19 protein-coding genes are annotated in these 24,025 nt (G+C 33.6%); 15 read left to right on the top strand and 4 right to left on the bottom strand.

Going from position 1 to position 24,025, the window contains the following annotated elements; all coding sequences use genetic code 11:
- Positions 1 to 168: 168 nt before the first annotated feature.
- The 3 genes from ACNQF9_RS07245 (at position 169) to ACNQF9_RS07255 (ending at position 4,994) form a co-directional block, all read left to right on the top strand.
- The gene (locus tag ACNQF9_RS07245; protein ID WP_417989943.1) at positions 169 to 2,568 is read left to right on the top strand and encodes a glycoside hydrolase family 31 protein; all 2,400 of its coding nucleotides are present in this window, start codon (positions 169 to 171) and stop codon (positions 2,566 to 2,568) included.
- 88 nt (positions 2,569 to 2,656) lie between these two features.
- Positions 2,657 to 3,472 carry a M48 family metallopeptidase gene (locus ACNQF9_RS07250; protein WP_417960194.1) on the top strand — a complete coding sequence of 272 codons (816 nt, stop codon included), beginning with the start codon at positions 2,657 to 2,659 and terminating at the stop codon, positions 3,470 to 3,472.
- Positions 3,473 to 3,665: 193 nt separating this feature from the next.
- Positions 3,666 to 4,994 (top strand): MFS transporter, encoded by a 1,329-nt coding sequence (locus ACNQF9_RS07255; protein WP_417960193.1) that lies wholly within the window; start codon positions 3,666 to 3,668, stop codon positions 4,992 to 4,994.
- Positions 4,995 to 5,024: 30 nt separating this feature from the next.
- Here the strand turns inward: ACNQF9_RS07255 and ACNQF9_RS07260 are convergent, their stop codons facing one another.
- Genes ACNQF9_RS07260 through ACNQF9_RS07275 form a run of 4 tightly spaced genes read right to left on the bottom strand, consistent with a single transcriptional unit; the run spans position 5,025 to position 7,911 of the window.
- Positions 5,025 to 5,759, bottom strand: a complete 735-nt coding sequence (locus tag ACNQF9_RS07260; RefSeq protein WP_417960192.1) for a head GIN domain-containing protein — start codon at positions 5,757 to 5,759, stop codon at positions 5,025 to 5,027.
- A gap of 16 nt (positions 5,760 to 5,775) precedes the next feature.
- On the bottom strand, positions 5,776 to 6,840 hold the full coding sequence (locus tag ACNQF9_RS07265) for a hypothetical protein (RefSeq protein WP_417960191.1): 1,065 nt from the start codon (positions 6,838 to 6,840) through the stop codon (positions 5,776 to 5,778).
- The gene (locus ACNQF9_RS07270) at positions 6,824 to 7,360 is read right to left on the bottom strand and encodes an anti-sigma factor (protein WP_417960190.1); all 537 of its coding nucleotides are present in this window, start codon (positions 7,358 to 7,360) and stop codon (positions 6,824 to 6,826) included. Before ACNQF9_RS07270 ends, ACNQF9_RS07265 begins: the two co-directional genes overlap by 17 nt.
- Entirely contained in the window at positions 7,357 to 7,911 is a 555-nt protein-coding gene (locus tag ACNQF9_RS07275; RefSeq protein ID WP_417960189.1) for an RNA polymerase sigma factor, read from the bottom strand. Before ACNQF9_RS07275 ends, ACNQF9_RS07270 begins: the two co-directional genes overlap by 4 nt.
- A 309-nt stretch (positions 7,912 to 8,220) precedes the next feature.
- Between ACNQF9_RS07275 and lon the strand changes: the two genes are divergently transcribed.
- The 12 genes from lon to ACNQF9_RS07335 all read left to right on the top strand — a co-directional run bounded on the left by lon (position 8,221) and on the right by ACNQF9_RS07335 (position 24,024).
- Entirely contained in the window at positions 8,221 to 10,671 is a 2,451-nt protein-coding gene (gene lon, locus ACNQF9_RS07280) for an endopeptidase La (protein ID WP_417960188.1), read from the top strand.
- A 167-nt stretch (positions 10,672 to 10,838) separates the two neighbouring features.
- On the top strand, positions 10,839 to 11,858 hold the full coding sequence (gene porQ, locus ACNQF9_RS07285; protein ID WP_417960187.1) for a type IX secretion system protein PorQ: 1,020 nt from the start codon (positions 10,839 to 10,841) through the stop codon (positions 11,856 to 11,858).
- A gap of 37 nt (positions 11,859 to 11,895) precedes the next feature.
- Complete coding sequence (cmk, locus tag ACNQF9_RS07290; protein WP_417960186.1) at positions 11,896 to 12,591, top strand: (d)CMP kinase; 696 nt, start codon at positions 11,896 to 11,898, stop codon at positions 12,589 to 12,591.
- Positions 12,592 to 12,663: 72 nt separating this feature from the next.
- The gene (locus ACNQF9_RS07295) at positions 12,664 to 13,920 is read left to right on the top strand and encodes a nucleoside permease (RefSeq protein ID WP_417960185.1); all 1,257 of its coding nucleotides are present in this window, start codon (positions 12,664 to 12,666) and stop codon (positions 13,918 to 13,920) included.
- A 376-nt stretch (positions 13,921 to 14,296) separates the two neighbouring features.
- On the top strand, positions 14,297 to 16,075 hold the full coding sequence (gene rpsA / locus ACNQF9_RS07300; RefSeq protein ID WP_417960184.1) for a 30S ribosomal protein S1: 1,779 nt from the start codon (positions 14,297 to 14,299) through the stop codon (positions 16,073 to 16,075).
- Positions 16,076 to 16,364: 289 nt separating this feature from the next.
- On the top strand, positions 16,365 to 17,219 hold the full coding sequence (locus ACNQF9_RS07305; protein ID WP_417960183.1) for a CvfB family protein: 855 nt from the start codon (positions 16,365 to 16,367) through the stop codon (positions 17,217 to 17,219).
- 729 nt (positions 17,220 to 17,948) lie between these two features.
- Entirely contained in the window at positions 17,949 to 18,779 is an 831-nt protein-coding gene (locus tag ACNQF9_RS07310; protein ID WP_417989944.1) for a 1,4-dihydroxy-2-naphthoyl-CoA synthase, read from the top strand.
- An 85-nt stretch (positions 18,780 to 18,864) separates the two neighbouring features.
- Complete coding sequence (locus ACNQF9_RS07315; protein WP_417989945.1) at positions 18,865 to 19,386, top strand: PH domain-containing protein; 522 nt, start codon at positions 18,865 to 18,867, stop codon at positions 19,384 to 19,386.
- On the top strand, positions 19,386 to 20,900 hold the full coding sequence (locus ACNQF9_RS07320) for a PH domain-containing protein (RefSeq protein WP_417989946.1): 1,515 nt from the start codon (positions 19,386 to 19,388) through the stop codon (positions 20,898 to 20,900). Before ACNQF9_RS07315 ends, ACNQF9_RS07320 begins: the two co-directional genes overlap by 1 nt.
- 84 nt (positions 20,901 to 20,984) lie before the next feature.
- Positions 20,985 to 21,935 carry a 1,4-dihydroxy-2-naphthoate octaprenyltransferase gene (menA, locus tag ACNQF9_RS07325; RefSeq protein WP_417989947.1) on the top strand — a complete coding sequence of 317 codons (951 nt, stop codon included), beginning with the start codon at positions 20,985 to 20,987 and terminating at the stop codon, positions 21,933 to 21,935.
- Positions 21,936 to 22,005: 70 nt separating this feature from the next.
- The gene (locus ACNQF9_RS07330) at positions 22,006 to 22,683 is read left to right on the top strand and encodes a metal-dependent hydrolase (protein ID WP_417960179.1); all 678 of its coding nucleotides are present in this window, start codon (positions 22,006 to 22,008) and stop codon (positions 22,681 to 22,683) included.
- Positions 22,684 to 22,815: 132 nt separating this feature from the next.
- Entirely contained in the window at positions 22,816 to 24,024 is a 1,209-nt protein-coding gene (locus ACNQF9_RS07335) for a tetratricopeptide repeat protein (protein WP_417960178.1), read from the top strand.
- Position 24,025 lies beyond the last annotated feature (1 nt).

The raw sequence follows: 24,025 nt of genomic DNA on the forward strand, positions 1-24,025 counted from the left end.
CAAAAAATATAAATTCCAGTCTTTGGTATTAAAAAAAGAAAATTGCTACTGATCTTATGACATTATAACTATAACGTTTTCGCGAATAAAACGCAGATAGATAACTCCTTAAAAAGTATTTTTGTAAGTTTGAGTTCCAAAAGCAGATTTTAATTAATTACATAAAAAATGATTACAAATACAGAATTAGAATATAAAGGTGATTTATACCCTACAAAAATAGTTTCTTATGAACATGAAGTTGACTCTATATCTTTTCACACCGATAATAGTGTCATATTAAAAGTTACGGTATTAAGAGATAGTTTAATTCGCTTTAGGTTTACTACAAAAGGGTATTTTAGTAATGATTTTTCTTATGCTGTAGATCAAAATCATTCTCATGGATATAATTTTCTGGAAGTCTCTGAAGTAGAAGATTATTACCAAATAAAAACCAGTAAAGTGAATTGTAGAATTCAAAAAATCGATATGAGAGTATCTATTTATGATTTGGAGGAAAACATCATTTTAGAGGATGAATTGGGCTTTCATTGGGAAGAAAGCTATGAATATGGTGGGAACATCGTAAAAATGAGTAAAGCTTCTAAAGATGGCGAATGCTTTTACGGATTAGGCGATAAAGCCACCCAGCTCAATTTGAAAGGAAAAAGACTGGAAAATTTTGCTACAGATCAATATGCATTTCAAAAAGATCAAGAGCCCTTATACAAAGTAGTTCCATTCTATATTGGTCTACAAAATAAACAATCCTACGGAATTTTCTTTGACAACACCTTCAGAACTTATTTTGATTTTTGTCACGAACGAAGAAACGTTACCAGTTACTGGGCCGAAGGGGGAGAAATGAATTATTATTTCATTTACGGACCAGAAATGCAGGATGTTGTCACTACATACACTCATTTAACCGGTAAACCGGAATTACCCCCACTTTGGGCACTTGGATACCACCAATGCAAATGGAGTTATTATCCTGAAAGTAATCTAAAAGAAGTGGCTGCTAAATTCAGAGAATTGAAAATTCCATGCGATGCCCTGTATTTGGATATTGATTATATGGAAGGTTTTCGATGTTTTACTTGGAATAAAGAATATTTTCCCGATCCCAAAAGAATGGTAGCTGAATTAGCCGAAGATGGTTTCAAAACAGTAGTAATTATTGATCCGGGAATAAAAATTGACAAAGAATACGCTATATATAAAGAAGCCTTGAAAAATGATTATTTCTGTAAGAGAGCTGATGGTCCTTACATGAAAGGGAAAGTTTGGCCAGGAGAATGTAATTTTCCGGATTATACAAATCCTGCAGTACGAGAATGGTGGGCTGGTTTGTTTAAAGAATTAATTTCGGAAATTGGTGTAAAAGGAGTGTGGAATGATATGAATGAACCCGCAGTAATGGAGGTTCCTAATAAAACATTTCCTATGGATGTGCGTCACGATTACGATGGGAACCCTTGCAGTCATAGGAAGGCACATAATATTTATGGTACCCAAATGGCTAGAGCTACCTATCACGGTGTGAAACGATTTGCTTATCCAAAAAGACCTTTTGTAATCACAAGATCCGCATACGCTGGAGCACAACGCTACACGTCTTCTTGGACTGGTGATAATGTTGCCACTTGGGAACATTTATGGATTGCCAATATTCAGGTACAACGTATGTCTATTTCGGGCATGGGTTTCACTGGTTCTGACATCGGAGGATTTGCAGAACAACCTTCGGGTGAGTTGTACGCCCGTTGGATTCAATTAGGTGTTTTTCATCCTTTTTGCAGAACGCATTCGTCAGGAGATCACGGAGATCAGGAACCTTGGGCTTTTGATGAAGAAGTGATAGATATTACTAGAAAATTTGTAAATTTAAGGTACCAATTATTGCCTTATTTATATACCATGTTCTGGCAATATATAGAAGAAGGAATTCCAATGTTGAAGCCTTTGGTGTATTATGATCAGGAAGATATTCAAACACATTATAGAAATGATGAATTTGTTTTTGGAAATCAAATATTAGTTTGCCCCATTTTAGAGCCAAATTCGTTAGGAAGAAGAATGTATATTCCAAGAGGACAATGGTATAATTATTGGACCAATGAAGTAGTAAAAGGCGGAAAAGAAATTTGGGTTGATACTAAGTTTGATCAAATTCCAATTTTTGTAAAAGCAGGTGCAATCATTCCTAAATATCCTGTTCAACAGTATGTTGGGGAATTAGAATTTGATGAATTAACTTTAGATATTTATTATAAAGAAGGGAAAGAGAAGTCAGTGGTTTATGAAGATGCTCAGGATGGGTATGATTATAAAAAAGGGCGGTATAGTTTTTTATCCTTTCAAGCCACGGGTAAAGAAAAAGAACTAATTATACAGCTTCATAAAGAAGGAAAATTTGACACTACTTATTCTAAGTATAAAATAAATTTTATCGGATTACCGTTTAAAGTTAGTACAATCGAAATTGACAATGTAGAAGTTTCATTTGATAGCAGTACTTTAGAAAAGGACGGCTATTTAATTGTTGATAAAGAGTTTACAGCTTTACATATTATTGGTAAATAACAATAATGTTGATACTTTTATATTTAATTATATAAATATAAAAGTATATAATACTTGTATTTTTGTGTAATATTTAAAATCTAAAATTATGAAAAAGCATTTATTAATAGGAGTGTTTGCAGTAGGATTAATCTATTCGTGTGCTACAAATCCTCTTACAGGGAAGAAAAGTCTAAATTTTGTTTCTAATAGCGAACTGTTTCCAACATCTTTTCAACAATATGGTACTTTTTTAAAGGAAAATAAAGTAATTACTGGAACTGCAGAGGCTAGAAAAGTGGAAGCAGTTGGGATGCGAATTAAAGCGGCAGCAGAAAAATATTTAACCTATTTAGGCCAAACACAATATCTGCAGGATTACCGTTGGGAATATAAATTAATTGACAATAAAGAAGTTAATGCTTGGTGTATGCCGGGAGGGAAAATTGTTGTTTATTCAGGGATTTTGCCAGTAACATTGAATGATTCTGGTTTGGCTACCGTAATGGGACATGAAGTATCTCACGCATTAGCTAATCATGGTGCTCAACGTATGAGTGCTTCTCAATTGCAACAATTAGGAGCGGTAGGTGTTGCAGTAGCGACTGGAGGTAAAAGTGAACAAACACAACAAATATGGGGTCAAGCATATGGATTAGGATCTCAGTTTGGTGTAATGCTTCCTTTTAGTAGAAATCATGAAACGGAAGCAGATAAAATTGGTTTGACTTTAATGGCAATTGCAGGTTATAATCCGGAGGAATCTATTACTTTCTGGTCTAGAATGGCTGCAAAATCTTCAGGTCAAGCACCACCAGAATTTATGAGTACGCACCCATCTGATGCCACAAGAATTGCTAATTTAAAAGCATTAATTCCTGAAGCTAAAGCTTTAGCAGCTAAAGTTGGTATCATTTACAAATAAGAATTTGAAAATATAGTGTTCTTTTTCGAACATTTAAAAAGGCTATTCTCAAGTGAGAGTAGCCTTTTTTGTTATACTATTTTGCGACTTCTAAATACATTACAATTATGACGAATTGTTAATATCAAATAAAGTTGTTTTTTGGATTTTATCAATAAAAATTAAATAAATTCGCAACATAAATAAAATAAACATGGCTGATTTACCTAAAGGAAGTAAAAAATTATTAAACGCTTGGGCTTTTTATGACTGGGCAAATTCAGTTTACACGCTGACCATCGCTTCTGCTGTATTTCCAATTTTTTACGAAGCTTTATTTTCGGAACGAGATCATTATATTGATGTTTTTGGTTTAGATCTTAAAAATTCAGCTTTAATCAGTTTTGTTACCGCTTTTGCATTTTTATTGGTCGCTTTTATTTCGCCTTTATTATCCGGAATCGCTGATTATGTTGGCGATAAAAAATCATTCATGAAATTCTTTTGCTATTTGGGAGCATTGTCGTGCATGGGATTGTATTGGTTCAACCTTGAAAATATATACCTTGGTTTAGCATTTTACTTTCTTGGTTTAATTGGGTATTGGGGAAGTTTGGTTTTTTATAATTCCTATTTGCCAGACATTGCTTACGTAGCTCAACAAGATAAAATTAGTGCCAAAGGATATTCATTCGGTTATATCGGAAGTGTTCTTTTATTGATTATCAATTTAGCGATGATTATGAAACCAAAACTTTTTGCAATTACAGGAACAGATGGGGAAGCTGCCATGAAAGCCATGCGATATTCATTTATTATGGTAGGAGTTTGGTGGATATTATTCAGTCAGTATACCTATTATTTTTTGCCAAAAGGGAATAAGAATGCTAATAGTAAAGTAACACACCATATTGTGTTTAATGGTTTTAAAGAGTTAAAAAAAGTTTGGATTTTATTGAAAGACAATGTACCGTTAAGACGGTATTTAGGAAGTTTTTTTGTTTCCAGTATGGCCGTACAAACGGTGATGCTTGTTGCCACTTATTTTGGCGCACAAGAAATCACTTGGTCTTCAAAAGCTGAAAGTACCACAGGTTTAATTATTTGCATTTTAATTATACAATTAATAGCTGTTGTTGGTGCGGTGCTAACTTCAAATGCTTCTAAGAAATTTGGAAATATTCCAACTTTAATTGTAATTAATTGTATTTGGGTGGTATTTTGTGCCCTTGCATTTTTTATAACCTTACCAATACATTTTTATGTTATGGCTGGGATGGCGGGGCTTGTAATGGGAGGAATTCAAGCTTTATCGCGTTCAACGTATTCAAAATTATTGCCAGAGACCCAAGACACAGCTTCTTTTTTTAGTTTTTATGATGTTGCTGAAAAAATCGGAATTGTTATTGGAATGATTATTTATGGAGTAATAGATCAAATCACCGGAAGTCCAAGATTAGCAATTGTATTCCTTGGTACATTCTTTGTTTTGGCAGTTTTATTATTAAGAAGAGTTCCAAAAAAAGGTGTTTTAAATTTATAAAACACCTTATATAATTTACTTTTTGGAGAATTAAGTTCTTGATATAGCACCTGAGCCATTCACTTTGGTGTCTTTTTTCTTTGGATCTCCAGTGTATTCAATATCTCCTGAACCAGAGACTCTGGCGTGTAGGCTTTCGCTGCAGAAAACTTTACTGTCTCCCGAACCATAAACTGTAATCTTTGCGTTTTTAGCTTTCAAATCACTTGCATCAATGTCACCAGAACCATTTAAATCACTATTGAAATTTTCCGTTTTCCCGGTTAGAACAATATCTCCTGAACCACTTAAATTAACATTAAAGTCATTAGTTTCAACATCTAATTTCATATCACCTGAACCGGTTAATTTAGCTGAAAATGATTTCGATTTAATACTGTTTTTAGTTATGACATCACCTGAGCCAATCAAAGAAACTTGATTAATGTTTTCGAAAGGGACAGTTATGATAATTTGGCTTCCTTTGCTGGTACTGATATATTTGTTCTTTTCTGTAGAGATTTTTAATACTTCATCAACAACTTCAACTTTAATGTAAGGCAATAAATTATCTTCTCCTTTTATAGTAATGTTTCCTTCTTTTCCAGAAACTAATTCGACATCAAAAAAACCTATTATTGAAATTCCATCATAAGAAGCCGTTGTTCTTTTTTCAGAAATTACTTTACCATTTCCTTTTATTTTTTGATTAGACGGCCCTTGCGCATAAGTCATTGTCGTTAGTAATAGTGAACAACTAACAAATAATTTGATTGAAATTTTCATAAGTTAAGATTTAAGATTATTGTTTTTTCAGTAGTATTACATTTCCGTATTCTGAAAGTATAGATACATTATTGACTCCTTTTTTCTTATAAAAACCACTGTATTTTTTTAAGTTATTTGAGTCTTCTTTAGAATTTAATTCTAAATCATTGTCATATTTAAAATTGGCATATTTTACGGTCACATAAAAGTCAAAAGCATAATTAGCATCAAATCCAATGTTCAATCCGGTGTACCCCGCCGCAATAGTTACAGTATTGGCTTTTGCATTTATAGTTCCAATAGTAACATTGCTATATTTTGTGGACAGTTTTAAAGTATTGGATAATTCACCTATTTTGAGTGTTAGATAATTTCCGGTTGCGTCTAATGATTTTACATTCTGAATTTTAATATTTCCATATTTACTGATGTATTTAATAATATCACTTTCTTGAATGTCTACATCCGTATAATCAGAAGCCAAATCGAGTTTTGTTACTTCTCCAATTTTTAAATTCGAATACTTTGCCGTAATAGTTGCATTTTTTAAAAATGAAATACTTGAGTTAGAACAATATTCTACTAGGATGTTACTGGAGTTTCCAGTTAATCTGCCTAGAGCTATTTTACCATATTTACATTTAATTTCTGCTTCAGCGAACAAATCCGATGTAGTGATATTTCCATATTTATTATGGAGTTTTACACTTCCATTTTTTGGTATTTTGAGCGTGTAATTGATCTGAAAACTATTGTTTTTACCATTACTCTTATAACTGGAGTTTCCTAAAATAGTTTTTGCAGTAATCATCCCTTTCAGCGGAATTATAGCAACATCAATATCGTTGATGCGTTGGTTGACCCAGTTTTCGTTGTCACCACTCACTTTTATGATAATATCCAATTCGGTTTTATCTTCATCCCAAGTTGTTACTGAAATAGTACCGTATGAGTTATCGATATAAAGACCCGCATCCGAATTTACGAAATAGGTTTTTTTAATGGTTTTTTGTTGGGTATGGATGTAATCCGGATCATTTGAAAATCCTACAAATGGAATTAAAACTAATAACAGGAGTAGTTTAAACTGTTTTTTCATCAAATATGTTTTTTAATTTTTCATTGTTTTCAATGTGTAACAATACATTTTGTAAAAAAGAAATTCGTGTTTGAAGATTGCTGATCATCGCATAAATAATTTGTTTACTTTCTCCATTTGTTTCTAATTCCTTAATTATTTTTTCATAATCACTATCTAATTTTCTCATTTGTATGAGCGCATCTGAAATTATTTTTTCATTTTCAGGAGATTTTTTCGCTCTTATTTTCTCTAATTCATTTTCAATTAAAACGGTAAAAATAGAATCTGTTTGTTTGGTTTCTTTCGACGCAAATTGCAATTCTTCTGTTTTCTCAGGAGTAGTATTAAAGATTGAAAGTCCTAACATAACTACAATAGATGCAGCGATTCCAATAGAAACGAAACTTTTCCAATGCGATTTTTCGGATTTTAATTTTTTTACAAATCGTTCCTCATGATTGCTTTCAAGAGTCTCGATATCCCATTGATTCTCAAATTTGTCAAATAATTTGTCTAGTTTTTTATTTTCCTTTTTCATATTTCCTCTAGTTTTTTTCTTAAACAATCCCTGGCTCTGCTCAGTGTAGTTCTGCAATTAACATAACTGATATTAAGTATTTCGCTGATTTCTTCCTGATCATAACCTTCGATAAAAAAAAGAGTCAGTACCATTCTGTAATTGTATTTTAGCGAGTTTATGACCTCTAAAATTTGTTTTACTTTTAGCTCATTGAAATTTATAATTTCAGTTAAAGCGCATTCCTTTTCTTCAATATTATAAAGTATAGTATTAAAGTCTTCTGGTTTGAATTGATTGTTTTTTTTGTAAAAATCGATACTACAGTTCACCACTATTCTTTTTAACCAAGCCCCAAAAGCAACTTCTTGTTTATAGTCATTAATCTTAGTGAATGCTTTTAAAAAACCTTCCTGCATTACATCTTCAGCAAAATGAACATCTTTGACAATCCTAAAGGACACATTATACATCGCTTTTGCATAGCGATTGTAAACTTCACACTGTGCTTTTTGATTTTTTTGCCTGCAAAGCAAGATTAATTCTTCGATATTATAGTTGGTTAAACTCAAACAGCTGATTTTAGTTTATTACAAAGACTCTATGTTTTTACGTTTGTTACACTTTTATAAAATTAAACTATATTTTTTCTTTTGATGTGTTCTGAACTGTTTTATTAGGCTATTGTTTGTTGTTTCTTAAATATCACTTTCTAAAGGGAAATAGGATGAAAATATTATATTTTGGCACAGAGATTGACTTATTTATGGTTATTCAAATATTGAGGATTAAAGATAGATTTTATATAAAAAGACTACTTTGAAATCATATATTTGCTTAAATAATGAAATTTTTAATGACAAAAAGACTCAAATAATTATATGTCAAATCATAAAATACTTACTATTGACAATCTGTCACTTCAAGAATTTGATTCGGAAGCAGATTTAATTCCCCTTTTGACTCCTGAAGACGAGGAGGAAATGAACAATGAAGCATTACCGGAATTATTAGCTATTTTACCACTTCGAAATATGGTTTTATTTCCCGGAGTTGTGATACCCATTACTGCAGGAAGGGATAAATCAATCAAATTAATCAATGATGCTAATGCCGCTGGCAAAATTATTGGTGTTGTTGCTCAAATAAATGAGGAAGATGAAGATCCAACTAAAGATGATATTCATAAAATAGGTACTGTAGCCCGTATTTTGCGTGTGCTTAAAATGCCTGATGGAAATGTAACCGTAATTCTTCAAGGAAAAAAACGGTTTGAGATTGATTCTGTTATTGGAGAAACACCTTATATCACTGCTAAAATTAAGGAAGTCCCTGAAAAAAGACCTAAGAAAAACGATACTGAATTTGTTGCCATCCTTGACTCAATTAAAGAATTAGCGATTCAAATTATTAAAGAGAGCCCAAATATTCCTAGCGAAGCAACTTTTGCAATAAAAAATATTGAAAGTCAATCGTTTCTGGTCAATTTTGTGACATCAAATATGAATTTGTCTGTTAAAGAAAAACAAGACTTATTAGCAATTAATGAGTTGAAAGAAAGGGCTCTAGAGACGCTTCGATATATGAATATTGAGCTGCAAAAGCTCGAATTAAAAAACGATATTCAATCTAAAGTTCGATTCGATTTAGACCAGCAACAACGCGAATATTTCCTTCATCAACAAATGAAAACTATCCAGGAAGAATTGGGTGGCGTTTCTCAGGAAGAGGAAATGGATGAAATGTTGCAAAAATCTTTAACCAAAAAATGGGACGAGAAAACCAAGAAACATTTTGACAAAGAACTGTCTAAAATGCGTCGCATGAATCCACAAGCACCTGATTTTGGGATTCAAAGAAACTATTTAGAGTTGTTTTTAGAACTGCCTTGGGACGAGTACTCCAAAGATAATTTTGATTTAAAGAGAGCACAAAAAATTCTGGACAGAGATCATTTTGGTCTTGAAGATGTTAAGAAAAGAATGATAGAACATTTAGCGGTTTTAAAATTGCGAAATGATATGAAGTCTCCCATTATTTGTTTGACAGGACCTCCGGGAGTAGGAAAAACCTCCATTGGTCGATCTATCGCAGAAGCATTGGGTCGAAAATATGTTAGAATTTCCCTTGGTGGTTTGCGGGACGAAGCGGAGATTCGCGGACACAGAAAAACATACATTGGTGCTATGCCGGGTCGAATCATTCAAAGTTTGAAAAAAGCGGGAACCTCAAACCCAGTTTTTGTTTTGGATGAAATCGATAAACTATCAAATAGTAATCAAGGCGATCCATCATCAGCATTACTGGAAGTTTTAGATCCGGAACAGAATAATTCTTTTTATGATAATTTCCTTGAAATGGGGTATGATTTGTCAAAAGTGATGTTTATTGCTACGTCTAATAATATGGCTGCCATTCAACCTGCGTTGAAAGACAGAATGGAAATCATCAAAATGTCAGGGTATACAATTGAAGAAAAAGTAGAAATTGCGCGTCAGCATTTGTTTCCAAGACAATTGAAAGAACATGGTATGACTACAAAAGATTTGACTATTGGAAAAAAACAACTAGAAAAAATTGTTGAAGGATACACGCGTGAATCTGGGGTACGAGGTTTAGAAGCTAAGATTGCTCAAGTGATTCGTAATGCGGCTAAATCTGTTGCGATGGAAGAAGAATATAACAAAAAAGTAACAGACGCAGACATAATAAAAACATTGGGTGTCCCAAGGTTAGAGAGAGATAAATACGAGAATAATGATGTTGCCGGAGTAGTAACTGGTTTGGCTTGGACCTCTGTTGGAGGTGACATTCTGTTTATAGAATCGTTGCTTTCGCCAGGAAAAGGGACCATGACCATAACTGGAAATTTAGGTACGGTTATGAAAGAATCTGCAACTATTGCTTTAGAATATATCAAAGCAAATGCTAAATTTTTAGGGTTGGATTCAGAGATATTATCAAAATATAACATTCACTTACACGTTCCAGAAGGAGCTACTCCTAAAGACGGGCCAAGTGCGGGAATTGCAATGTTAACTTCATTAGTATCATTGTTTACACAAAAACGAGTGAAGAAAAACCTTGCCATGACAGGAGAAATCACCTTGCGTGGGAAAGTGTTGCCAGTAGGCGGAATCAAAGAAAAAATTCTGGCAGCTAAAAGAGCTAATATTAAGGAAATTATTCTGTGTCAGGAGAATAAAAGTGATATTGATGAAATAAAACCAGAATACCTTGAGGGGCTTTCCTTTCATTATGTGAAAGAAATGAGTGAAGTCTTGAAATTTGCTTTGACTGATCAGAAAGTCAAAAATGCTAAGGATTTGTAATAGAAACAAGTTCTGAATTGAAAAATCCAACTTCCAAAACTTGATATTCAAGAAAAGGGATTTGGATTTTTTTATTTGTAATTATAAGTTTCAAAGTTGCAATTTATTTTATTTATAATTTTATCTTCGCCTTTGCGTTTTACCATTCGTAAACTGCACTACAAAGCATGCTCAAAAAACTTTTATTATATTCGTTTCTTTTAGTCTTTGCTGCGTCTTACAGCCAAATAGGAGGGAAGTATGCCTATCAGTTTTTGAACTTGGTGACTTCGCCAAGACAAGCAGCATTGGGTGGAAAAGTGATTACGATTTATGACGATGACGTTAATCAAGCCCATTTTAATCCAGCAACCATAAATGCAGAAATGGACAATCATTTGGCTTTAAATTATGGAAGTTATTATAAAGAAGTCACATATGGTACCGCCTCCTATGCTTACACATACGATCGTCATTTACAAACCTTTCAGGCGGGAGTAAATTATGTTAACTATGGTAATTTTGAAGGATATGATGAAAATGGACAGCCTACAGCATCATTTACCGGGAGCGAAATAGCGCTTTCTGTTGGGTATGCCTACAACATTCCTTACACCGACATTCATATTGGTGCCAGTGCAAAATTGATATCTTCCAGCTTAGAAACCTATCATTCATTTGGAGGAGCTTTAGATATAGGAGCTTTATTTATAGATGAAAAAAATGATGTAAACTGGGCATTAGCCATTCGAAATATTGGAACTCAATTTTCTACTTACAATGGTACCAATGAAAAACTGCCGCTAGAAATTATTGCTGGAGTATCTCAGGAATTAGAGAATGTACCCATTCGCTGGCATCTTACGGTAGAGAATTTGCAAGAATGGAATATTGCTTTTTCGAATCCTGCCAGATCAGAATCGTCCTTTAATGGAGAATCAACTGAGGAGAACGTTTCATTTGTAAATAATGCGTTGCGACATGTAATTGTTGGGGTAGAACTCTTTCCTAAAAAAGCATTTAACTTGCGAGTGGGATATAATTTTCGACGAGCCGAGGAACTACGATTACTGGAACAACGCAATTTTTCAGGCGTTTCATTGGGATTTGGTCTTAAATTAAATAAATTAAAATTCAATTATTCGTATTCCAGATATACATTAGCTGGAAATACAAGCCTATTTGGATTAACGGTTAATTTTCAATAATGATTTTGATATAACACAGAACTTTAAATTTTATATTTTGAATAAAAAAATTACTATCGCCATTGACGGTTTTTCATCCACAGGAAAAAGTACTTTAGCCAAACAACTAGCAAATCATTTAGGATACGTCTTTGTAGATACCGGAGCGATGTATCGTGCCGTAACATTTTTTGCAATGCAAAACGGATACATCAGTACTGAATTCTTTGATAAACAAGCCTTAGTTAGTACTCTTTCAAATATAAAAGTGCAATTCAAATTCAATATGGATTTGGGTTGTGCCGAAATGTATTTGAATGATACAAATGTTGAAGCTGAAATCAGAACGATAGAAGTTTCTAATTTTGTTAGTAAAGTAGCCGAAGTCTCTGAAGTTAGAGCCAAACTGGTGGAACAACAAAAACAAATGGGGAAAGACAAGGGAATTGTAATGGACGGAAGAGATATTGGCACTGTAGTTTTTCCCGAGGCGGAACTTAAAATATTCATGACGGCTAGTGCAACTACAAGAGCAAGAAGGCGTTATGATGAGTTGGTAAAAAAAGGAGATTGTGTCACTTTTGAAGAAATATTGACTAATGTAGTAGAGCGTGATTACATTGATACCCATCGAGAAGATTCGCCTTTAGTAAAGGCAGAAGATGCGGTAGAAATAGATAATTCACATTTGTCGCGTGAGCAACAATTTGAGCTCGTTTTAGAATTAGTAAACGGAATTACTAAAACGATATAATTAGTTGCCAATCTCATTTTTAATAGTAGATTTACGCCCTGTTAATTTTTAAAAAATAAAACAATTCATCTCATGGGAATTAAGAATAGATTGATAATAATGAACTTCCTTCAATTTTTTATTTGGGGATCATGGTTACTCACTATTGGAGCTTATTGGTTTAATAATAAAAACTGGTCAGGAACTGAGTTTGGAATCATTTTTTCAACTATGGGAATTTCATCTGTTTTTATGCCTGCACTAACAGGAATTATTTCAGATCGATTTATAAATGCTGAAAAATTGTATGGTTTGCTTCATTTTCTAGGCGCATGTGCTTTGTTTTACTTGCCGCAAGTTGATAATCCTACTACCTTTTTTTGGGTAATGTTAGTCAATATGTTTTTCTATATGCCAACGATTTCTTTATCTATTACAGTTGCTTACAATGCCTTAATTGCTAAAGACAGGGATGTGGTGAAAGATTATCCACCAATTCGGATTTGGGGAACAATAGGTTTTATTGTTGCACTTTGGGTAGTTAGTTTGACCCACAATGAGACTTCAGCGAATCAATTTTATATTGCTGGAATAGTTTCATTTTTATTAGGAATTTATGCTTTTACACTGCCTAAATGTCCGCCGATGTGCAAAGGGGAGAAAACAACATCATTTGTAAATGCTTTAGGATTGAATGCTTTTGAACTGTTTAAACAACAAAAATTTGCTATTTTCTTTATCTTTTCGATGTTATTAGGAGCTGCTTTACAATTGACAAACGCCTATGGAGATACTTATATTCATGACTTTGCTACTGTTGATGCGTATAAAAATACTATTGCAGTTAAGTATCCTGCTATAATCATGTCGATTTCACAAGTTTCAGAAACCTTATTTATATTAGCGATTCCATTTTTTCTTAGAAAATTTGGTATTAAATATGTGATGTTGTTCAGTATGTTGGCTTGGGTGTTGCGTTTTGGACTCTTTGCTTTTGGGAACCCTTCAGATGGATTGTGGATGATTATAATGTCTTGCATTGTTTACGGAATGGCTTTTGATTTCTTTAATATTTCTGGATCTTTATTTGTAGAAACACAAACCGATTCGAAAATTAGAGGCAGTGCGCAAGGGTTATTTATGATGATGGTGAATGGTTTTGGTGCCTTGATAGGCAGTTTTGCCAGCGGATATATTATACAGAAATATTTTACTTTAGCAGATGGAAGTAAAGAATGGCAGAGTATATGGCTAACATTTGCTGGATATGCATTGGTGCTGGCTTTAGTTTTTCCTTTTGTTTTTAAATACAAACACGATCCAAAAATAGTTGAAAAATTAAATCACTAAACATTTTTTTTAAATAATTCTTACCCGATACCAATCCCAAGCTATCGGGTTTTTTAGCTAAAAATTATTGTAAAATTTGAATAATACCTTTAAATTAGATGTGATCATAGTAGTGTGAGGAGATTATTACATAAGGGATAGCGATACTATAAAAGTGATGTAAAGCTTTGTTGCTGGAATTCAATTGTTTATTGTTTCTTAATTATTTGTTTTCTTGTTTAAAAAGCTTGACAAGTAAATAAAGATATAGTATCTTTGCAGACCTTTTGGTGAATAGGAGTTTCCTTCAGGGTTCAATTAATTATACAAACAACTTCTGTTGTTTTCTATCACAGTAAGAAACTCGAGAGAATACAGAATACAAATTTTAATCAGCATGTCTGAACAAGTAAAATCACAAGAAGAGTTTTTAGCAAATTTTAACTGGCACAATTTCGAAGAAGGTATTGATGCAGTTGATCAAAAAAACTTAAAAGAATTCGAAGAACTAGTTTCAAAAACATTTATCGCTACAGATCAAGAAGAAGTAGTTGATGGAACAGTTGTTAGAATTACTGATAGAGACGTTATCGTTGATATCAACGCAAAATCGGAAGGTGTTATCTCATTGAATGAATTCCGTTACAACCCAAACTTAAAAGTAGGTGATACTGTAGAAGTATTGATTGACATCCGTGAGGATAAAACAGGTCAATTAGTATTATCTCATAGAAAAGCACGTACTATCAAATCATGGGATAGAGTTATTTCGGCTAACGAAACAGGAGAAATCGTTAATGGTTTTGTAAAATGCAGAACTAAAGGGGGTATGATTGTTGATGTTTTCGGAATTGAAGCTTTCTTACCAGGATCTCAAATTGACGTTAAGCCAATTAGAGATTATGATGTATATGTGAACAAAATGATGGAATTCAAAGTAGTGAAAATCAACCACGAATTCAAAAATGTTGTTGTATCTCATAAAGCGCTTATTGAAGCAGATATTGAAATCCAGAAAAAAGAAATCATCGGTCAATTACAAAAAGGACAAGTATTAGAAGGTGTTGTTAAAAACATTACTTCTTATGGTGTCTTTATTGATTTAGGTGGAGTTGATGGATTGATTCACATTACTGACCTTTCTTGGTCAAGAATCAACCACCCATCTGAAGTATTAGAATTAGACCAAAAATTAAATGTTGTGATCCTTGATTTCGATGACGAAAAAACAAGAATACAATTAGGATTGAAACAATTAAACGCACACCCTTGGGATGCTCTTGATGCTAAATTAGCAATTGGAGACAAAGTAAAAGGAAAAGTAGTTGTAATCGCTGATTACGGTGCTTTCATCGAAGTTGCTGAAGGTGTTGAAGGTTTAATTCACGTTTCTGAAATGTCTTGGTCTACTCATTTACGTTCTGCTCAAGATTTCGTAAAAGTAGGTGATGTTGTTGAAGCTGTTATCTTAACATTAGATAGAGATGATCGTAAAATGTCATTAGGTATCAAACAATTGTCTCAAGATCCTTGGACTGATATCACTTCTAAATACCCTGTAGCTTCTAAGCATTCAGGTATTGTTAGAAACTTTACAAACTTTGGAATTTTCGTAGAATTAGAAGAAGGAATTGATGGATTAATTTACATCTCTGACTTATCTTGGACTAAGAAAATCAAGCATCCATCAGAATTTGTAAATGTTGGTGAAAAACTTGATGTAGTTGTATTAGAATTAGATGTTGATGGTCGTAAATTATCTTTAGGTCACAAACAAACTACTGCTAATCCTTGGGATCAATATGAAGATTCTTTCGCTGTAGGAACGATCCACAACGGTGAAATTTCTGAAATTGTTGACAAAGGAGCTACTGTAGAATTCGGAGATGATATCGTTGCTTTCATTCCTACTCGTCACCTTGAAAAAGAAGACGGAAAGAAATTGAAAAAAGGTGATTCAGCTGATTTCAAAGTAATCGAATTCAACAAAGAATTCAAAAGAGTAGTTGCATCTCACACTGCTATCTTCCGTGAAGAAGAAGAGAAAAATGTGAAAGCAGTTTCTGAAAACACTTCATCGAACTCATCTAATAATGCACCAGCTGCAACTTTAGGAGATAACAATGATATGTTAGCTGCATTGAAAGCTAAAATGGAAAAATCAGAGAAAAAATAATTTCTTCAAATTTTTTGAATATAGAAAGCTCCGCAAATTGCGGAGCTTTTTTGTTTGTTTAAAACAATTGAGTTGTAAAATATTAAGTTTTTAAAAATCATTTTAGTACATAATAGAAATGCTAAGTTTCTGCGCTGGCTAAATTAACATATCTATATGATGAAACAACGCAAAATCAGGCTCCTAAAAAAGAAAATTCCCATTGCATTTGAGCTTTGTTTTTTGTGGACAGTTTCTTAATTTACTATTTTCAAACTTCGTACCTTTGCGTTTTAGAAATTGAAAGAAAATGATTGAAATAGGAAAATACAATACGCTTACCATATTACGCGATACCAAAGTGGGTTTGTTTCTGGGAAATCCAGAACAAGATCCAGAAGGAATACATGATATTCTGTTGCCTAACAAATACGTGCCAAACGAATTTGAAATAGGGGAGGAGTTGATTGTTTTTGTGTACTTGGACCATGAAGAAAGACCCGTTGCCACGACATTAGAACCTTATATTTTATTGAATGAATTTGCACTTTTGCGTGTGAATTATACCAATCAAATTGGTGCTTTTATGGATTGGGGAATGGAAAAAGATATTTTGGTTCCATTTAAAGAGCAGGCGCGTCCTATGGAAAAAGGGAAACGCTACTTAGTGTACCTTTATATGGACGAGAAAACCAATCGTTTGGTGGCTTCCAGTAAATTGAATCAGTTTTTAAAAAATGATCACCTTACGGTTGAAAAAGGCGAAGAGGTAGATTTAATCGTTTCTCATATTACTGAATTGGGAATTAACGTGATCATCAACGAAAAGTACAAAGGCTTGATGTACAAAGATGAAGTCTATGATGATGCGATTCGTACGGGAGACCGCATGCGAGGATACATCAAAACGATTCGACCTGATAATAAAATTGATGTGGCATTGCAGGTACAAGGATATCAAAGTATCGAACCGAATGCAGAGAAAATTCTTGATGAGTTGAGAGCCAGTAGAGGTTTCTTGCGTTTGACTGATAATTCGCATCCGGAAGACATTAAAACGGTTTTGAAAATGAGTAAGAAAACTTTTAAGAAAGCGATTGGTGCTTTGTATCGAGAGAAATTAATCGAAATCAAGGAGGACGGAATTTACTTGATTAAGGAATAAAAAAAGAAAGACTAATCGTAACGGTTAGTCTTTCTCTTTTTAATGCTGTTTTAGAATATTAAATTCGAGCAGCACTAAAATAAATTTGAAGTTAAAGTAGCTTTATCCGCCTTTAAGAACAATAGTATGTTCTATACTATTTTAAAAATATTGACTTAAGCGTAAAGTACTTTAAAGTATAGTATGTCTTTAAATGTACAATCACTTGCTTACGAGTTAAGAAATAATTTCACGATAAGGCCGTTGGTTTTGTATATATTGGAAGATAATTTTCTAAAACAATCGTTTATTAATGTCTCGCTTTTGCAAGAACAAGAAAAATAGCTCTTTAGTTAACCGTAGGTGTTACTTTTTATTTTTTACTGCTGGGGCAAATGGTTGTTGCATTAACTCGTTAATCGGGGCTTTGAAAATATTTTTATAAGTTATTACCGTAGAAAAAGGAGCGACAACATTTTTAATGGTATTCAATACATTCTTTTTTTAGGTTAATAAATCAGTGAAGAATCAATAATTAATCAAGATAAATAATATTGTATTAATCTGATTAGCTTGATCTAAAATTAAAAATAATTTGAATTGGCTACTGTTAAAATGCTGTTTTTTAATTATTTTTTAACGTTTTGAAGCCTTTAATCAGAGAAGGATTACCATAAGCTTGGCTAAATAGAATAGATAAAATGTAAAAAATGATTTATTTTTACACTAAAATAATTTAAATCAATTGTAATGGATTGGATCACTGCTAAAGAATACGAAGATATCACTTATAAGAAATGCAATGGCGTTGCCAGAATTGCGTTCAACAGACCAGATGTGCGCAATGCGTTTCGTCCAAAAACAACTGCCGAATTGTATAATGCCTTTTATGATGCACAGGAAGACACATCAATAGGAGTAGTTTTACTTTCTGCTGAAGGGCCTTCTTCTAAAGATGGCGTGTATTCTTTTTGCAGTGGTGGCGATCAAAACGCACGTGGACATCAAGGCTACGTGGGTGATGACGGGCAGCACCGTTTGAACATCTTAGAAGTACAACGTTTAATTCGATTCATGCCAAAAGTTGTTATTGCTGTGGTTCCCGGTTGGGCTGTAGGTGGCGGACACAGTTTGCATGTGGTGTGCGATTTGACTTTGGCAAGTAAAGAACACGCCATTTTCAAACAAACGGATGCTGATGTAACGAGTTTTGACGGTGGTTATGGTTCGGCTTATTTAGCCAAAATGGTTGGTCAGAAAAAAGCACGCGAAATTTTCTTTTTGGGGCGTAATTATTCGGCTCAGGATGCTATGGATATGGGAATGGTAAATGCTGTGATTCCGCATGCAGAATTAGAAGATACAGCTTATGAATGGGCACAGGAAATTTTGCATAAATCACCAATGGCTATTAAAATGCTAAAATTTGCCATGAATCTTACGGATGACGGAATGGTGGGACAACAGGTTTTTGCTGGTGAAGCCACAAGACTTGCATATATGACTGAAGAAGCCAAAGAAGGTCGAAATGCATTCCTCGAGAAAAGAAAGCCGAATTTTGAGAAAAAATGGTTGCCATAAAAAAGCTTAAGGTTTAAGGTTTAAAGTTGTTTCGATCAAGAACTTTAAACTTTTTAATCCTTAAACTTTAAACTAAAATTTACAAATGGAAAATTTCACAAACGAAACGATTGATATGCGTCAACTTCCTAAATTTGAGGAAGTCATTTTTACGAATTTGCATCCTAAATATTTAAGAGTGGTTTTACTGAATATTGCCATAATTATAGGAATACTTATTCTTGTTCCGGTATTAATTTCTATTTTTAAGCCAGAGCTGTTTTCAGGAAGAGTCTGGTTGATTTTAGGAATCGTAATTCCGATACTTTCACTTTTGATTATTGTATTTTCTTATATTGGATTCCAAAAAAAAGGATTTGCATTTAGGGAACACGATGTGCTTTTTAGACACGGAATTATTGCTACAAACACCATCATAATTCCTTATAATAGAGTGCAACATGTAGCGTTGCATGAAGGATTAATTTCACGTTATTTTGGTCTGGCCAAAATTGAAGTTTTTACTGCCGGCGGAAGTTCCAGTGATATTGAAATCCCCGGAATCAAGAAAGAACAAGCCGAAAATATCAAACAATTGTTGATGAGGAAAATACAAAAGCAACTGTAATGATAGCTGATTTTAGCCAGCCTCAAAGGCAATCTGTAATAGGGATTTTAGTGATGTTTTTTTATACGCTTCAGCAATATGCAAGAGCCTTGTGGCCTATGATTGTGATTTGGATTTTCAAGTTTGACGAGGTTAATAAATTGTATTTTTTCCTTGGGATGACAACTGTCTTTGTAAGTATTGGAGTTGTTTCCTATTTAAAATACCTGAATTTTACTTTCTTTTTGGATGCCGAAAATGAAGAATTCATTATTACGGATGGCGTTTTCAATAAAACCAAAACTGCGATTCAGCTGCGTAAAATCCAACAGGTAAATATCAATCAGTCTTTTATTCAAAAGTTAATTGGTGTTTATGAATTGGATGTAGACACTGCCGGTAGCAATAAAAAAGAAGGCGCTATCAAAGCGATTTCGCATGAATTGGCTTTAGAACTGAAATTCCGTTTGTTGGAAAATGAAGAAACGCAGCATACAATTGGAACTGAAGAAACTTCATTGGAGGAAACCGAGCAAAAACTATTTGAAGCAGCGCATCCATTCATAAAAATAAGTTTTTTGAGTTTGCTGAAAGTAGGAGTAACTTCTAATTATGGTAGAAGTATTGCTTTATTGGTGATTTTCTTTAGTACGATTTACGAGAATTTTCAAAATTTTGGAGACGAAAGTAATGTTTACAAAGAAAAAGTAGGGTCTTACATCGATAAAAACCTAGTGTTGCAAACTATTTTAATGTCGATACTGTTATTGTTTGGAATTGTATTAGTTGTAAATATAATACGAATCGTTTTCAAATATTATGATTATAAAATAACCCGACAAAAAGGGTCTTTGTTGTTGTCTTTTGGGTTGTTGAATTCGAAAAGCACCATCATCAAACCTGAAAAAGTTCAGATTACAACCGTTACCAGAAATTATTTCCAGAAGAAAATGGGAATTCTGGAACTAAAAATCAAACAAGCAACCGGTGGAGAAAAGGAAGAACGAAAATCAGTAATAGAAATTCCAGGATGCAATGAGACTGAGAGAGATTCGATATTGAAATTATTGTTTCATAAAATTCCTGAAAAAGGATTAATGCTTCAGCCTAATTTTCGTAAACTTGTTTTTTCTGTTTTTCTTTCAATAGGAGTACCTTTGTTGGGATTTTTGGCGATTGGGTATTGGCTTGAACCAGTATTTTTTGAATACAGTTATGTAGTGCCGGTGTATGTAGTTATTATTGGATTAATCCAATATTTTAAATTTAAAAATAATCGATTATTCATCCATGAGCATTTTATAATAAAACAAAGTGGCGCTTGGGATATCAGTAATGATATTATTGAGCCCAGTAAAATACAAGCGATTACAACTTCGCAGCTTTTCTGGCATAAAAAGTTGGATATTGGTTCCATAATATTGCATACTGCAGGAGGAAATATCATTTTTCAGTTAGGGAATTATTCAATAGTAAAACAACAAGTCAACCTTTGGTTGTACGAAATAGAAACTTCCGATAGTAATTGGATGTAAACAAAATGGTTTAAAGTCTAAGGTTTAAAGTTTTCTATACAATAAATCTTAAGTTTTAAACTTCAAACTTTTAAATAAAAAAATATGAAGCATTGGATTGAAGCCGCACGTTTACGCACCTTGCCCTTATCTGTATCGGGAATAATAGTTGGAAGTATGTATGCTTTGGCGCACCCAACAGATAATATATTAACGCCAACAGAAGTCTTTAACTGGCGATTATTTGGCTTTGCCATATTGACAACACTTGGATTGCAGATACTCTCTAATTTTGCCAATGATTACGGTGACGGGATGAAAGGAACGGATAATGAAGATCGAGTAGGGCCAAAACGCGCGATACAAAGCGGTGTAATTACTCCGGAGGCCATGAAACGCGCTATTATAATCACTTCTGCATTGACGTTACTTTCGGCGATGCTATTGATTTATTATGCGTTTAGGGATACAAATTTATGGTTTTCCTTGTTTTATTTGATGTTGGGAATTCTTTCAATAGTATCAGCAATTCGGTATACGGTTGGAAATACAGCGTATGGTTACCGAGGATTTGGCGATGTTTTTGTCTTTGTTTTTTTCGGATTGGTGAGTACATTGGGAGTGAATTTTTTATACTCCAAACAACTGGATTTCGAATTGGTTTTACCTGCTATAGCGATTGGATTATTGAGCGTCGGCGTTTTAAATCTGAACAATATGCGTGACGAAGCATCGGATAGGAAATCAAATAAAAATACGATTGTTGTAAAAATTGGCGGAGCCAAAGCTAAAATATACCATTATATTCTGATTATAACGGCGATGATTTTGGTGTTGATTTTCGCAATTATAGATGATTTTCACTTTGATCAATACTTGTTTTTATTGGCGTATATTCCTTTAACTAAACATTTAATTACCGTTTATAAGAATCAGAACCCTAAGGAATTAGATCCTGAATTAAAAAAACTGGCGCTCAGTACTTTTGCCCTTTCGGTGTTGCTGGCGTTGTGTATGATTTTCTTCTTTTCGGATTTGATCGTGAATAATTATTGAAAAAAAAATCATTGGCAATTTCAAAATCAATTTAAAACTTTAAATCATTTCAATCTTTAAATTAAAAAAAATGAAAATAACATTTTACGGTCACGCCTCATTGGGTATAGAAGTTGGCGGCAAACACATCATTGTAGATCCTTATATTTCTGCGAATCCAAAAGCAGCTCATATTGATATTGAGACCTTAAAAGCTGATTATATTTTGATAACGCATGCACATGGAGATCATATTCTGGATGTCGAGGCAATTGCCAAAAGAACGAATGCAGTAATTGTTTCTAATGCTGAAATTGCTGGTTATTATGGCGCCAAAGGCTTTCAGACGCATCCGATGAATCACGGCGGTAGCTGGAATTTCGATTTTGGGAAACTGAAATATGTAAATGCAATCCATTCGAGTTCTTTTCCTGACGGCAGCTATGGAGGGAATCCGGGCGGTTTTGTTATCGAGGGCGAACATAAAAACATCTACATTGCTGGCGATACGGCCCTTACCATGGATATGAAACTCATCCCTATGCGCACCAAACTTGACCTGGCGATTTTGCCCATCGGCGATAATTTCACTATGGATGTCGAAGATGCTATTGTTGCTTCTGATTTCTTGGATTGCGATAAAATTCTGGGGTATCATTACGACACTTTTGGTTATATCGAAATCGATCATGAAGCTGCCATTCGTAAATTCTTTGATAAAGGAAAAGATTTGATGCTACTGGAAATAGGAAGTTTCATCGAATTGTAAATTTCATTACTGTAAAAAGAAGAATTAGGAGCTAATCCAGCTTTCCACTGTATCTTTCCTTATCTCGTTTAAAAAAACGAGATAAGGAAAGGATGCCATTTCAATCTGGGCTAAAAAACGTTAATCAAGAAAATGAACATTCAAAAAATAGCTTTTATAGTATTAACAATTATTTCATTTCAATCTGTTTTTTCTCAAAAAGACGGTTATTGGGATAAAGCTCGTGCTACAACCGAAGAAATTACGGTTTCCGCCAGAGACAGAATCATTATAAAAACCCAAGATCTCCCTGAAGGCACCACGGAAATAGTGTATAGAATAACACTTTTGGATAAAAATCAGCAAATGGCGGGTAGTTTGGTTTCGGTTTTAAAAGCCATTCCAGACCCAACAGGAATTAGTCAAGGTTCTGCAGGAGCTGTTTTTATCTTGTCTAAAATCTCAGGAGATGACAAATGCAAGTATGCCGTTTTCTCGAGTACTGACTTGGCTACAAAATACAAAGAAAACGGAAAAACTGATGACGCTTGTCTGGTTCAGGATACGCCGGTCAGTAAAGATGCCAAAAGACTTTCTACAGAGAAATCGGATTGTATGAAATCCAATTCGGGAAATTTATGGTTTGGTTTCGAAAGTAAAAACTGGATCATGAATCAAATGATTATACTCGAAGTCGTGCCATGGGTCGATAATAAACTGAGTCGTGGCTGGACTCTTGAAAATAGAAAAGCGATCATCGATCAATGCAAAACCTCGAATATGGCGCAAAAAATGACTAATTCAGATGATTTTTGCGTTTGTATTCTCGATAAAATACAATCCAAATACAAGTTCAAGGAATTCCAAAAATTATTAGCTGTAGAGCGTGCTAAAGCGTTTAAGGATTTTGGCAACAGTTGTTTTGGGGAAACCAGTCTTTCAAAAAGTGTTTATGATGATTTGCGCAAACAAGCTGCTGTATCAGCAAAACAAGGCAAACAAGGTGAAGCAATTCTGAAACTGACAACAATTATCAATGATGGAAAAGCAGTTGCATTGGATTACAATGCTATAGGAAATAGTTATGTGTTGACTAAGCAATACGGTAAAGCGATTAAATTCTTAAAAGAAGGCGAGAAGCTCGATGATTCGGAGTTGTTGATAAAGCTGAATTTGGCACACGCCTATTTATTAAATGATAACTATTCCTCGGCCAAAGCTATTTACAAGGAATACCAATCACAAAACGTTACCGATAGTTTAAGTTGGACTCAAAAAATAAAATTTGATTTTGAGGCTTTTAAAAAAGCGGGAATAGCTTCCGATGATTTTGATAGAGTTTTGAAGTTGATGGATAAATAGC

Origin of the sequence: Flavobacterium amylolyticum, assembly GCF_048284335.1 — a bacterium.
Taxonomy (GTDB): Bacteria; Bacteroidota; Bacteroidia; order Flavobacteriales; family Flavobacteriaceae; genus Flavobacterium.

What these genes read in the sequence shown, in the direction of transcription:
- ACNQF9_RS07245 (WP_417989943.1), top strand. Translation starts at nt 169, where the DNA reads ATGATTACAAATACAGAATTAGAATATAAAGGTGATTTATACCCTACA.
- ACNQF9_RS07250 (WP_417960194.1), top strand. Translation starts at nt 2,657, where the DNA reads ATGAAAAAGCATTTATTAATAGGAGTGTTTGCAGTAGGATTAATCTAT.
- ACNQF9_RS07255 (WP_417960193.1), top strand. Translation starts at nt 3,666, where the DNA reads ATGGCTGATTTACCTAAAGGAAGTAAAAAATTATTAAACGCTTGGGCT.
- ACNQF9_RS07260 (WP_417960192.1), bottom strand. Translation starts at nt 5,759, where the DNA reads ATGAAAATTTCAATCAAATTATTTGTTAGTTGTTCACTATTACTAACG.
- ACNQF9_RS07265 (WP_417960191.1), bottom strand. Translation starts at nt 6,840, where the DNA reads ATGAAAAAACAGTTTAAACTACTCCTGTTATTAGTTTTAATTCCATTT.
- ACNQF9_RS07270 (WP_417960190.1), bottom strand. Translation starts at nt 7,360, where the DNA reads ATGAAAAAGGAAAATAAAAAACTAGACAAATTATTTGACAAATTTGAG.
- lon (WP_417960188.1), top strand. Translation starts at nt 8,221, where the DNA reads ATGTCAAATCATAAAATACTTACTATTGACAATCTGTCACTTCAAGAA.
- porQ (WP_417960187.1), top strand. Translation starts at nt 10,839, where the DNA reads ATGCTCAAAAAACTTTTATTATATTCGTTTCTTTTAGTCTTTGCTGCG.
- ACNQF9_RS07295 (WP_417960185.1), top strand. Translation starts at nt 12,664, where the DNA reads ATGGGAATTAAGAATAGATTGATAATAATGAACTTCCTTCAATTTTTT.
- rpsA (WP_417960184.1), top strand. Translation starts at nt 14,297, where the DNA reads ATGTCTGAACAAGTAAAATCACAAGAAGAGTTTTTAGCAAATTTTAAC.
- ACNQF9_RS07305 (WP_417960183.1), top strand. Translation starts at nt 16,365, where the DNA reads ATGATTGAAATAGGAAAATACAATACGCTTACCATATTACGCGATACC.
- ACNQF9_RS07310 (WP_417989944.1), top strand. Translation starts at nt 17,949, where the DNA reads ATGGATTGGATCACTGCTAAAGAATACGAAGATATCACTTATAAGAAA.
- ACNQF9_RS07315 (WP_417989945.1), top strand. Translation starts at nt 18,865, where the DNA reads ATGGAAAATTTCACAAACGAAACGATTGATATGCGTCAACTTCCTAAA.
- ACNQF9_RS07320 (WP_417989946.1), top strand. Translation starts at nt 19,386, where the DNA reads ATGATAGCTGATTTTAGCCAGCCTCAAAGGCAATCTGTAATAGGGATT.
- menA (WP_417989947.1), top strand. Translation starts at nt 20,985, where the DNA reads ATGAAGCATTGGATTGAAGCCGCACGTTTACGCACCTTGCCCTTATCT.
- ACNQF9_RS07330 (WP_417960179.1), top strand. Translation starts at nt 22,006, where the DNA reads ATGAAAATAACATTTTACGGTCACGCCTCATTGGGTATAGAAGTTGGC.
- ACNQF9_RS07335 (WP_417960178.1), top strand. Translation starts at nt 22,816, where the DNA reads ATGAACATTCAAAAAATAGCTTTTATAGTATTAACAATTATTTCATTT.